Source organism: Streptomyces sp. TLI_185 (assembly GCF_003814765.1).
Lineage (GTDB): Bacteria > Actinomycetota > Actinomycetes > Streptomycetales > Streptomycetaceae > Streptomyces.
This window is the reverse complement of sequence record NZ_RKRB01000001.1, coordinates 5,528,758-5,540,778: the sequence shown is the minus strand read 5'-3', so window position 1 is coordinate 5,540,778 and position 12,021 is coordinate 5,528,758. Positions and strand designations below refer to the sequence as shown.

Genomic DNA, 12,021 nt, shown 5'->3' with positions numbered 1-12,021 from the left:
CAGCTGACTTGAGTGGAACGGACTCAAGTGTGCACGACGCCCGCCGATGGGTCAACAGACCTGAGTCGGACCGACTCAACTCTTATCCGTTCCTTACACGCAACTGGCCGCTGACCTGCGTCGATTGTGTGGGCACGGACCGCCGGAGGCCGTACACAGGCACCCGAAGGAGCATGAGGACGACGACGAGTGCCACCGCCCCCACCCAGTACACGCCGGACAAAGCGGTCCACCCGATATGCATGAGCACCCCGACGAACACCGCGGCGAAGGCCCCGATTCCGGGCAGCACGGTCGCCCCCTGCGGGGTGAGCCCCAACCGCCGCAGCCGGTGGGCGACATGGTCCGGCCCGCCGCGCAGCAACGGCCGCCCGGCCAGCCGCCGCGACAGGACCACGAGGAGTACGTCGGCGCTCGCCAGGGCGGTGAGCGAGAACAGCACTCCCGCACTGGGGGCGAGCCCGTAGCCCGCCCGGGTGAACACCGCCGACGCGGCGAGCACGAACCCCGTGAACAGCGACCCGCACGCGCCGAGCCCCACGCGCGCGGGCGGCCAGTTGTGCATCAGGAACCCAGTCAGCGCGGCGGCCAGCACGCTCAGCAGCACCGCGAGCCCGTCCATCAGCTCGGCCGCCGCGCAGGCCCCCACCCCGAAGGCGGTGAGGACACCCACGGTGCCCGCGAGGGCGTCCGCATGGTCGAGCGCCTTGAACCCGATGGCGACGAAGACGATCCACCCGACGGCGAGCAGCCCGGCCGGCACCCCGGTCTCCTCGTACGGCACGACACTGGCCGCCGCTACGGCCGTACCGGCGACGAGGACCCGCACCTTGACCCGCCCCACGTCCGCGACGAGCCCGAGCGCCGCGACGGCACCACCGGCGACGAGCAGCCGCCCCACCCAGGCCCCGAGGGGTGCGACGCCGGTCCGGTCCATGGCCACCGCCACGCCACAGGTGGCGAGCACCACGGCCGCACCCCCGAGCAGCGGCACAGGCCGCTGCCGCTGCCGTCTCCGCTCGACGATCCCTAGGCGCAGCGCGGGCACCCGCAGCAGTGCGGTGAGCACGGCGGCGAGCAGCAGGGCGGTGGTGGCGGCGGCGATCCCGTATAGCACGGGTCTAAGTTAGGCGCAAATGTACCAATTTGGCGTGAATAACACGATCGCATCGTCGCAGGCCTGGTCGCGGACCTGTCGCGGACCCTTAAGGCAACCCTCAGCGACGCAGATCACCGCACGCCCGGTTACAGTGCGACGGATGATGGGGGTAGTCTCAATCGGACTACATAAGTTACCGCTTAGTAATGACCCTCGCAGTCCCGAGGAGCCCCCAAATGCAACTCGCCGCGATCATCGTGTCGCTGGTGCTGACCGTGGTCGGCGTTGCGCTGCTCGCACGCGCCATCGGTCAGTTCGTCCGGTACTTCAAACTGGGCCAGCCGGTGCCTGCCGGCACCCGGACCGACAACCCGTACGCGCGCAGCGTGACCCTTGTCAGGGAGTTCCTCGGCCACACGCGGATGAACCGCTGGGGCATCGTGGGCTTCGCCCACTGGTTCGTGGCAGTCGGCTTCCTGACCCTGCCGCCGACCCTGGCGCAGGCCTTCGGCCAGCTCTTCCAGGCCGACTGGACGCTGCCGGTCGTCGGCGACTGGCTGCCGCTGGAGATGTACACCGAGTTCATCGGTGTGATGACGGTCCTCGGCATCGTCGTACTCATCGCGATCCGCCTGTCGAACCTGCCCTCGCGCCCCGGCCGCAAGTCCCGCTTCGCGGGCTCGAAGTCGGGTCAGGCGTACTTCGTCGAGTACGTCATCCTCACCATCGGCCTCGCGATCTACGTGCTGCGCGGCCTGGAGGGCGCGATCCACCACGTGGACGGCTACGACGCCTCGTACTTCGCGTCGTACCCGCTGGTCCTGGCCTTCAAGGGCCTGAGCGTGAGCGCGCTGCAGAACCTGGTGTACCTGGTCGCGATGATCAAGATCAGCACCTCGTTCATCTGGATGATCGTGGTCTCGCTGAACACCAACATGGGTGTGGCCTGGCACCGCTTCCTGGCCTTCCCGAACATCTGGTTCAAGCGCAACGCCGACGGCTCCACGGCCCTGGGCGCCCTGCAGCCGATGACCTCGGGCGGCAAGCCGATCGACTTCACCGATCCCGGTGACGACGACGTCTTCGGCGTCTCCCAGGTCGAGCAGTTCTCCTGGAAGGGCCTCCTCGACTTCTCCACCTGCACCGAGTGCGGCCGCTGCCAGTCGCAGTGCCCCGCCTGGAACACGGGCAAGCCCCTGTCCCCCAAGCTCCTGATCATGTCCCTGCGGGACCACGCCCACGCCAAGGCCCCGTACCTGCTGGCCGGCGGCGGCAAGACGATGGAGGGTGAGGAGAAGGCGTCCGAGGAGCAGCTGAAGGACGTCCCCGCCGCGGCTCTCGCCGAGGCCGAGCGCCCGCTGATCGGCACCGCGGAAGAGAACGGCGTCATCGACCCGGACGTCCTGTGGTCCTGCACCACCTGCGGCGCCTGCGTCGAGCAGTGCCCGGTCGACATCGAGCACATCGACCACATCGTCGACATGCGCCGCTACCAGGTCATGATCGAGTCCGCGTTCCCGTCCGAGGCGGGCACGATGCTCAAGAACCTGGAGAAGAAGGGCAACCCCTGGGGCCTGGCCAAGAAGCAGCGCCTGGAGTGGCTCAAGGAGGTCGAGTTCGAGGTCCCGGTCGTCGGCCAGGACATCGAGGACCTCACCGAGGTCGAGTACCTGTACTGGGTCGGCTGCGCGGGCTCCCTGGAGGACCGCGCCAAGAAGACCACGAAGGCCTTCGCGGAACTCCTCCACATCGCGGGCGTCAAGTTCGCGATCATGGGCGGCGACGAGAAGTGCACCGGTGACTCCGCCCGCCGCCTCGGCAACGAGCCCCTGTTCCAGGAGCTCGGCATGGAGAACGTCATGGCACTGAACATGGCGTTCGGCGAGGAGCTCGACGACGACGGCAAGGTCGTCCCGGAGTCCGCCAAGCCCAAGTCGGCGAAGAAGATCGTCGCCACCTGCCCGCACTGCCTCAACACGATCGGCAACGAGTACCCGCAGCTCGGCGGCGACTACGAGGTCATCCACCACACCCAGCTGCTGCAGCACCTGGTCGACGAGGGCAAGCTGGTCCCGGTCACCCCGGTCGAGGGCATCATCACGTACCACGACCCGTGCTACCTGGGCCGCCACAACAAGATCTACACGCCGCCGCGCGAGATCATCGCCAACGTCCCGGGCCTGCGCAACGAGGAGATGCACCGCCACAAGGAGCGCGGCTTCTGCTGCGGCGCCGGTGGTGCGCGGATGTGGATGGAGGAGCGGATCGGCAAGCGCATCAACAACGAGCGTGTTGATGAGGCTCTGTCCTTGAACCCGGACATCATCTCGACGGCCTGCCCGTTCTGCCTGGTCATGCTCACGGACTCCGTGAACGGCAAGAAGAACGACGGCAAGGCCAAGGAGTCCGTCCAGGTGGTGGACGTGGCCCAGCTGCTCCTCGAGTCCGTCAAGACGCCGGTCGACCCGGCGGGCGACGAGGAGACGGAGACCGCGCCGGAGCCGGAGCCGGTGAAGTAGTCCGTACAGACACGACGGCGCCCCCTGCCTCCTACGAGGCAGGGGGCGCCGTCGTCTTTGTCTACTCGCCCTTCGGGCCCGCAGACTGCACGACGTCGAAGGACCACAGGGTCGAGCCGGAGGCCGCCGGCTTCGGGCGCTCGGCGCCCTCGCCGCCGCCCTGGTGGGCGGACTTCATCGGCCCCTCCATCCAGGCCTGGAACGACTCCTCGTCCCGCCAGCGCGTGTACACGAGGTACTGGTCGGTCCCCTCGACCGGCCGCAGCAGCTCGAACCACTCGAAGCCGTCCGAGTTCTCCACGGCGTGGGCCCGCGAGGCGAACCGCTTCTCCAGGACCTCCCGCTGCTCAGCTGGGACGGTCAGCACATTGATCTTGACTACGCTCATGAAGCCATCCTGACGCAACCGCAGCCGCAGTCGTGCGCAGGGTCGGAGCGTCCGGCCGGCCGATCCCGGGACTGTCACCCCACCTCGAACACGTGCATCATTGCCCAGGCGTTGTCGACGGTGCTGACGAGGTGGACGGTGCGCGTGCGAAGAGGCGGAATGTGTACGGCGGCCCTCTGCGGCAGCCTTCTGCTCGCCGCCTGCGGCCCCGGTGGGGACGCCGGAGCCGCCCGCCCCACCCCCGTCCGGGTCGCGGACGCCCCGGCCGAGCTGCCGATACCCCGCGGCAAGGGCAGCAGGACCCCCGACGACTTCAACGGCGACGGCCACCGCGACCTCGTCCTCGACGCGCTCGTGAAGGCGCAGAGCCATGCCGACGACGCGGGCATAGGCGTCGTCTACGGCAGCGCGCACGGACTCACCCCGGGGGCACGGCAGTTGCTCAGCCCCGCCAGGTACGCGACCCGGACGAAAGGCCAACTCCCCGCGGTCTTCGACGCGGAGGCGAGCTGCGACCTCGACAAGGACGGCTTCACCGACCTGATCGTCTCGACCGATCCGCCCTACGACGGCCAGGGCCGGCCCCCGGTCCCCCTGCAGGTCCTCTTCGGCTCACCCGGCGGCCTGACCCGTGCCGTCCAACTTGCCGTCCCCGCCGTCGCCCGCTTCGGCAACGACTGGCCCGACCAGCCGGTGTGCGGCGACTTCGACGGCGACGGCGCTCAGGACCTGGTCCTGCACGCGTCCAGGGAGCAACTGAGCTATCTGCGCGGCCCGTTCAGCCTCCGCCACGCTCGAATGCCCTCGCGCGGGGGCACCCCCATGGCCACACCCCGCGCGGCCGGCGCCCCCGTCCCCTCGCCGGGCGAGGTCCCCACGGGCCCGGCGGCCGACGTCAACCGCGACGGCTACGACGACCTGGTGGTCCGTACGGCGGAGGGCGAGAGCAGGGCGTCCGTCGTCCTCGGCGGCCCCGCCGGCCCCACCCGCACCGGCGCCGTCCTGCCCGAGGGCATCGACGTCGCCCTCGGCCGCTTCGGCAAGGGCGCCGCCCTCGACGCGGCCGTCGGCACTCTGGACGGAACGTCCCTGCGCTACGACCTCCCGACCGCCACCCGCGCCACCCTCCGCTCCCCCGGCTCCCTGCTCGACGCCGCCGACTTCGACGGCGACGGCCTGAGCGAACTCGTCGCCGGCGGGTCGGGGCTGCGGGTGTTCCGAGGTCGTACGACGGGCTTGTCGAAGGCGGACATGGTGACCGTGAAGCCACCTGCCCGGGGCACCACCCGGGTACTGGCCGTCGGCGACTTCGACGGGGACGGGCGGGCGGACCTCGCCGTGCGGACGTACCGCGGCGAGACGCAGGACACCGTCGCCGTCTATCCCGGCATGAAGAAAGGGCTGCTGGGCGCGGAGCCGGCGGTCACCTTCTCCAGCTCGGAGTTCCTGGCCGACTGACCCGGGAAACGACCTCAGGAATTACTGAAATCACGTACAACCCTTACGCCCCATCGCGGGTCTCCTGATCGCCGCCCGATCGTGAACGCGAGGACAACTCCCGGCGAACACGATTCGGCGCGCACCCCATTTGACTGGGATGCCCGCCAGGCATCCCCGCATGCCGCAGGAGAAAACCCGCATGCACAAGCCTCTGCGACTCGCCCTCGCGACGGCCACCGCCGTCGCTCTGACGGGCGGTCTGCTCACGTTCTCGGCCGTGAACGCGACGGCCGCGGACTCCACACATGTCCCGCAGGCCGACTTCAACGGCGACGGGACCGGCGACGTCGCCTTCTCGGCCGCCGGCGCCTACGTCAGCGGCCACAAGACCGCCGGCCAGGTGGTCGTCCTCTACGGCACCGCCACCGGCGTCTCCTCCGCCAAGCGCTCCACGATCAGCCAGGACACCACGGGCAACCCCGGCACCGCCGAGACCGGCGACGCCTTCGGCTCGGAGACCGCGTACGCCGACTTCAACGGCGACGGCTACGACGACCTCGCGGTCGGCTCCCCCGGCGAGGACATCGGCAGCGACACCGACGGCGGCGGCCTCGTGATCCTGTGGGGCTCGGCCTCGGGCATCACCGGCAAGGGCACCGGCATCGCCGACCCGGCACCCTCCAGCCACGACCTCTGGGGCAAGAACCTCGCCGCCGGCGACTTCGACGGCGACGGCAAGGCCGACCTGGCCGTCGGCAGCTCCGCCTCCACCCTTTATGTCTTCAAGGGCGGCTTCAACTCCTCCGGCACCGCGGGCGGCCGCTACACCATCAAGCCGCCCATCCAGTCGGGCGGCGACGCGGGCGGCGCGCTCAACCTCACCGCCGGTGACGTCAACGGCGACAAGCGCACGGACCTGGTCGTCGACGGCTACGAGACCCAGACCGACTACGGCTGGAACCGGAACTACTACATCCCCGGCACCGCGAGCGGCCTGAGCGTCGCCTCCGCCCAGGCCCTCAAGCCCGGTGTGATCACCGCGATCGGCGACATCAACGCCGACGGCTACGGCGACATCGTCAGCGGCGCCTACTGGGACACCACCACCGGCGACGGCACGACGATCCCGGACTCCGGCAAGGGCGGCAAGGTCTGGGTCACCTACGGCTCCGCGGGCGGTCCCGGCAACTCCACCGGCATCACCCAGGACACCGGCAACGTCCCGGGAGGCGCCGAGAACAAGGACTGGTTCGGCTCCGAGCTCGACCTGGGCGACATCAACGGCGACGGCTTCCTCGACCTCGCGATCGGTGTCGCAGGCGAGGACCTCGGCAGCGCCGCCAACACCGGCGCGGTCACGGTCCTCTATGGCACCTCGACCGGCCTGAACACCACCACCGGAGCCCAGGGCTTCGCCCAGAGCACCCCTGGCGTGCCCGGCAGCGACGAGGCCGACGACGAGTTCGGCCTCGACGTCAAGCTCGACGACGTCACCGGCGACGGCAAGGCCGACCTGCTCGTGGGCTCGTACGAGAACGACGGCAACGGCGCGGTCACCTACCTGCCCTCCGACGGAACCGTGATCACCACCACCGGCTCGCGCGTGATCTCGCCGAGCACCTCGGGCGTCTCGACGACCGGAACGCCGGCCTTCGGCGCCAACTTCGCCGACTGACCCACCCCGTACCGGAGCCGGGCCCTCACCCTCGGGCCCGGCTCCTCCCTGCGCTGCGTGGCCGGTGCCGCAGTGCTTCCCTAGGGGTTCCTTTACCGTCCCCTTAAGGGATGTCACAGCTCGGCAGCAAAGCCGGGCCCGAACCGCCGGGCCCGCCACGTCACTCTCCGGGACCAGGTACGTTCGAAGACGTGGCTGGATTCAGGATCGGACGCGGCGCCCGGAACAACGGCGCTCCGCAAGCGCGACCGCAACAACCCCCGTACGGACAGCAGGCGCCGCAGGGCCGCCCGTCGTACGGCCAACCCCCGGCGCCGCAGCCCCACCCCGGGCAGCAGCAGTACGGGAACGGCGGCGGCCAGTGGCCGCAGGGCAACGGCGGCGGGTACGGCGAGCCGGAGTACTTCGGCGACGGCAGCGGCTACGCACCGCAGGGCAACCCGGACCCGTACGCGGCCAACAACCCGGGCCACACCCAGGCGTTCACGGTCGGCGAGGACCCGTACAACCAGGGCGGCACCTACCGCGCGGGCTCGGCCCCGGCGGCCCCCGCAGGCCCCCGCCTGCACTGGAAGGACCTGCTGAGGGGCATCGTCTTCTCCCCCACCCAGACCTTCCTCCAGATGCGGGACTACACGATGTGGGGCCCGGCCCTCATCGTGACGTTCCTCTACGGCCTTCTCGCGGTCTTCGGCTTCGACGGGGCACGCTCGGACGCGATCAACGCCACCCTGGCGAACGCGGTGCCCATCGTCCTGACGACGGCCGTCGCACTGGTCCTCTCGTCCTTCATCCTGGGCGTGGTCACCCACACCCTGGCCCGCCAGCTCGGCGGCGACGGCGCCTGGCAGCCCACGGTCGGCCTCTCCATGCTGATCATGTCCCTGACGGACGCGCCCCGCCTGGTCTTCGCCATGTTCTTCGGCGGCGACGCGACCTTCGTCCAGGCCCTGGGCTGGGCGACCTGGGTGGCCGCAGGCGCCCTCCTGACGCTCATGGTCAGCCGCTCCCACGACCTCCCCTGGCCGAAGGCCCTGGGCGCCTCGGCGATCCAGCTGATCGCCCTGCTGTCGATCGTGAAGCTCGGCACGTTCTGACAGGACCTGGCGCGGCACACCTGGTACGACGACACAAAGGGCTCCCGGCGCACTGCCGGGAGCCCTTTCCGCTCTCAGTACGTGGCTACCGGACGTCCACGAAGTCGCCGGCCGCGTTGACCGCCGGGGTCGTCGTCGTGCCCGCGAAGCTGTAGCGGAAGTAGCCGTCGGTGGAGGCGGTGACAGTCGTCCTGAGACCGCCCGTCGAGTTGGTCCTGATCGTCTTCACCGTCGTGTAGGTGGTGCTGCCCTTCTTGCGGAACTGCAGCTTCACCGGCTGGTTCGCGTAGCCGTGGTACAGGTTGTCCTCCCAGTTGGCCCGGGAGAGCTTGCCGGTGACCGTGATGGTCTTCCCCTTCTTCACCGGCTCCGGCGAGGCGTTGACCGTCAGCTTCGAGGCGCGCTGCACCTTGAACGTGGTGGCCGCGTCCCGGTGGATGTAGTTGAAGTCATTCGCGGAGACCAGCGTGCCGAGGTTCCAGGTGGCCGCCGCGTTGTTGTCTACGAAGCCGGTCGCCGCCTGCGGATCGAACGTCAGCGACCCCGTGCAGGTCGACGTGGTGTCGCTCACCTTGACGCAGGTGATGTCGCCGTCGTCGTACCAGATCTGCGCGAAGTTCGGCCTCGGGCCCTGGGCGTGGATGTACGTGGTCTCCTTGATGCCCGAATCGTCGGACGCGGTCACGGACACCTTGGCGGTCACCACCTTGGTGGTACCGACCACGACCGGCTTGCCGCCGTTGACGACGACCTTGTCGATCGTGATGTTGCCCGAGCCGCCGTCATCCGCCTGGGCGGCGGTGGCACCGACTGCCCCGGCAACCAGCGCGAGACTGGTCCCGAGCAGGGCAAGGCGCGCAGTTGTGCGCATGAACTGTCCCCCCACTGAATCTTTGATCGGTCAGAGGGAGCGTACGGCCTTGGCCAAGGCTCTACCGCACGGTTTGTTTCAACAACTCCACGCTCAGAGCGCTTCCTTGTTCTCCTTGGCCGCCTCTCCCGACCTGTGCACCGGAGGAAGGACACTCCACGGGAAGTTGATCCAGTCGTCGGTCCGCTTCCACACGTACTCGCACTTCACCAGCGACTGCGACTTCTCGTAGACGACGGCGGACCGGACCTCGGCGACGGTGTCGAGACAGAAGTCGCGTACGAGCTTCAGCGTCTTCCCCGTGTCGGCGACGTCGTCGGTGATGAGCACCTTCTTGTCGGAGAAGTCGATGGCGTTGGGAACGGGCGCGAGCATGACGGGCATCTCGAGGGTGGTGCCCACCCCCGTATAGAACTCCACATTCACCAGGTGGAGGTTCTTGCAGTCGAGGGCGTAGGCGAGCCCGCCTGCGACGAACACACCCCCGCGCGCGATGCTGAGCACGATGTCCGGCTCGTAGCCGTCGTCGGCGATGGCCTGCGCGAGCTCGCGCACGGCGTGCCCGAAGGCCTCGTAGGTCAGGTTCTCCCGCACACCACTCACGCCACCCACTCCACTCACACCTGGGTCCGGTGGAAGTTGAGGTACGACCGGGAGGCGGTGGGACCGCGCTGCCCCTGGTACCGGGAGCCGTAGCGCTCGCTCCCGTAGGGGAACTCGGCGGGCGAGCTCAGCCGGAACATGCACAGCTGGCCGATCTTCATGCCCGGCCACAGCTTGATCGGCAGGGTGGCGAGGTTGGAGAGCTCGAGCGTCACATGCCCGGAGAAGCCGGGGTCGATGAACCCGGCGGTGGAGTGGGTGACCAGCCCGAGCCGCCCGAGCGAGCTCTTCCCCTCGAGCCGCGAGGCGAGATCGTCGGGGAGCGTGATGACCTCGTACGTACTGGCGAGGACGAACTCTCCGGGATGCAGAATGAACGGCTCGTCACCCTCGGGCTCCACGAGCCGCGTGAGATCGGCCTGCTCGACGGAGGGATCGATGTGCGGGTAGCGGTGATTCTCGAACACCCGGAAGAACCGGTCCAGCCGCACGTCGACACTCGAGGGCTGCACCATGGATTTGTCGTAGGGATCGATCACCACCCGCCCGGCGTCGATCTCGGCCCGGATGTCCTTGTCTGAGAGAAGCACGCCCTGAGGATACGCAAGGCGCGCGGACCGGCCACAATCGAGCCGCCCACGCGCCCGCTACTGCTCCGTCCGTGCCCTGCCCTGTCCCTAATGCTTCTCAAGGCTGACCGGCACCACACTGCGGAGCCGGGCACACCGTGGACACCGGACGAGCCGGCCGGGGCCGAGCCGCTCGGCCTGCTGCATCGGGAACGAAGCGGTGCTGAACACGTGCCCATCGGCACAACGGACGACGGTGCGCTCCATCAAGTCCAAGAGTCCCTTCCCCAAGAGCCGCGTCTGGCTACTGCCCACCTGACGACAAATGCCACATTACGGGATCAAAGGAACGACTCTCCAGGGGGCTCTCCGACCTCCCCCGGACCCTCACCCACCCCTCCACCGTACGCCCCAACTCCGGCCCCCCGCAGCCTCATCGCCCCCCGAAACGCAAGCGGGCCCCATGGCTTCAGCGCCGGGGGCCGGGGATGAGGTAAGGTGACGATGCGTTCGGACACCGACTCCGGTCGGCGTCTTACGCGGGTGTAGTTTAATGGTAGAACATCAGCTTCCCAAGCTGAGAGCGCGAGTTCGATTCTCGTCACCCGCTCCATTATGAAACCCCAGGTCAGCGGCCTGGGGTTTGTTTGTTGTCTAGACCAATTTGGGTGCGGCGTGCCCTCTGCGTGCCCTAAGTCGAGCTCAACGGGGCACCTCAGGAGCGTTCGGCGGCCACTTTGAGTGACTCGACTCTCAGGCATCTCAAATGGCGAGGCGCATTTTGAGTGACCTGCGTCACTACTCAGGGCTGCGCCTGCGAAGTCGCTTACGCAACGCCACACTTCACGGCAGCTATGTGCAGGCCACGGCGCGCGATGCCCTGCCCGAAGCCAAGGTGGCCGTTCCCGGCTCACCGTATGAGCCCACCGCCCTGTTCGGTAGCCACGTTTGCAGCGATGCTCGTCGGGCTTCTGATGTCACTGCTGGCAGGAGACCGCGCTGGGCGGCGCTCGGCTTCGACATCTCCGTGCTCGCCGAGTTCGAGACTCTGGTAGGGCAGTTGGCCCCGACGCACCTGTGCGGGATGGGTGAACCCTTGTCCCCCGCACTGGGTGGCCCTCCCCGAAGCGGCCCTTCACATGGGGAGCGAGAACAGCCGTACGGATCGTTGAGCTCGGTGCCGAGGGCGTGCCTCAGAAGCCGTTGTGCATCTACCGTCAGCGACAGCGAGTCGCGCCCTGAGCTTTGCATGCAGTTCATGCTGGTCAGGGCGCTCGCTCATACGGCAGAAGCACGGTGACGTGTGCACTTCGAGCCTGCCTTTTCAGGGCTTCGGGTGGGTGGTGTGGGTGTGTCGGTGGTGGGCGTAGTCGCTGGTGTGCTGTTCGGCCCAGTTCTGCAGGTGTTGCAGTGCGGCGGTGGCGCCGCGGGCGAGGTCGGTCAGGGCGTACTGCACCGTCGGTGGGCGGCTGGTGTGCACGGTGCGGGTGATCAGGCCGCCGTCTTCGAGGTCGCGCAGGGTCTGCGCGAGCATCTTGTCGCTGACGCCGCCGGCACTCCGGCGCAGCTCGGACCAGCGTTGCGGGCCGTCCATGAGATCCACTAGGACCAGGGCGGCCCACCGGGCGGTGACCAGGTCGAACAGCTGCCTGCCGGGGCAGGCGGGATCGCGGACGTTGCCTCGCGTGCTTTCCTGCACGTGCTCACCTCACCTGAAGGTATGTACTTCCCAGGAGAAAGTAACGCGGTCAGAGTGAGTG

10 protein-coding genes and 1 tRNA gene are annotated in these 12,021 nt (G+C 68.7%); 5 read left to right on the top strand and 6 right to left on the bottom strand.

Translation table 11 applies throughout. The features are described 5' to 3' along the window. Positions 1-82 precede the first annotated feature (82 nt). A complete protein-coding gene (locus tag EDD92_RS25500; RefSeq protein ID WP_123966432.1) occupies positions 83-1,117 on the bottom strand; it encodes an MraY family glycosyltransferase in 1,035 nt (344 codons plus the stop codon). Between the two features lie 218 nt (positions 1,118-1,335). On the opposite strand from EDD92_RS25500, the gene EDD92_RS25495 reads away from it, so the two are divergent. After that, the gene (locus EDD92_RS25495) at positions 1,336-3,618 is read left to right on the top strand and encodes a (Fe-S)-binding protein (protein ID WP_123966431.1); all 2,283 of its coding nucleotides are present in this window, start codon (positions 1,336-1,338) and stop codon (positions 3,616-3,618) included. A 61-nt stretch (positions 3,619-3,679) separates the two neighbouring features. Here the strand turns inward: EDD92_RS25495 and EDD92_RS25490 are convergent, their stop codons facing one another. Then, positions 3,680-4,006, bottom strand: a complete 327-nt coding sequence (locus EDD92_RS25490; protein ID WP_123966430.1) for an antibiotic biosynthesis monooxygenase — start codon at positions 4,004-4,006, stop codon at positions 3,680-3,682. Positions 4,007-4,165: 159 nt separating this feature from the next. Here EDD92_RS25490 and EDD92_RS25485 point away from each other — a divergent pair, with 159 nt between their 5' ends. The 3 genes from EDD92_RS25485 to EDD92_RS25475 all read left to right on the top strand — a co-directional run bounded on the left by EDD92_RS25485 (position 4,166) and on the right by EDD92_RS25475 (position 8,218). Next, the gene (locus tag EDD92_RS25485) at positions 4,166-5,464 is read left to right on the top strand and encodes a VCBS repeat-containing protein (RefSeq protein ID WP_123966429.1); all 1,299 of its coding nucleotides are present in this window, start codon (positions 4,166-4,168) and stop codon (positions 5,462-5,464) included. Between the two features lie 181 nt (positions 5,465-5,645). Then, positions 5,646-7,121 carry an FG-GAP and VCBS repeat-containing protein gene (locus EDD92_RS25480; RefSeq protein ID WP_123966428.1) on the top strand — a complete coding sequence of 492 codons (1,476 nt, stop codon included), beginning with the start codon at positions 5,646-5,648 and terminating at the stop codon, positions 7,119-7,121. A gap of 110 nt (positions 7,122-7,231) precedes the next feature. Continuing rightward, a complete protein-coding gene (locus EDD92_RS25475; protein ID WP_123966427.1) occupies positions 7,232-8,218 on the top strand; it encodes a Yip1 family protein in 987 nt (328 codons plus the stop codon). 85 nt (positions 8,219-8,303) lie between these two features. Here EDD92_RS25475 and EDD92_RS25470 read toward each other — a convergent pair whose 3' ends face one another. The 3 genes from EDD92_RS25470 to dcd form a co-directional block, all read right to left on the bottom strand. Then, positions 8,304-9,089, bottom strand: coding sequence for a calcium-binding protein (locus EDD92_RS25470; protein ID WP_123966426.1), 786 nt, complete (start codon positions 9,087-9,089; stop codon positions 8,304-8,306). Between the two features lie 93 nt (positions 9,090-9,182). Next, a complete protein-coding gene (locus EDD92_RS25465) occupies positions 9,183-9,692 on the bottom strand; it encodes a phosphoribosyltransferase (protein WP_123966425.1) in 510 nt (169 codons plus the stop codon). Positions 9,693-9,706: 14 nt separating this feature from the next. Continuing rightward, positions 9,707-10,282: a dCTP deaminase gene (gene dcd / locus EDD92_RS25460; protein WP_123966424.1), complete on the bottom strand. Its 576-nt coding sequence runs from the start codon at positions 10,280-10,282 to the stop codon at positions 9,707-9,709. A gap of 518 nt (positions 10,283-10,800) precedes the next feature. Here dcd and EDD92_RS25455 point away from each other — a divergent pair. Next, positions 10,801-10,874 (top strand) — tRNA-Gly (locus tag EDD92_RS25455). Between the two features lie 711 nt (positions 10,875-11,585). Here the strand turns inward: EDD92_RS25455 and EDD92_RS25450 are convergent. Then, positions 11,586-11,960 carry a helix-turn-helix domain-containing protein gene (locus tag EDD92_RS25450; RefSeq protein ID WP_123966423.1) on the bottom strand — a complete coding sequence of 125 codons (375 nt, stop codon included), beginning with the start codon at positions 11,958-11,960 and terminating at the stop codon, positions 11,586-11,588. Positions 11,961-12,021 lie beyond the last annotated feature (61 nt).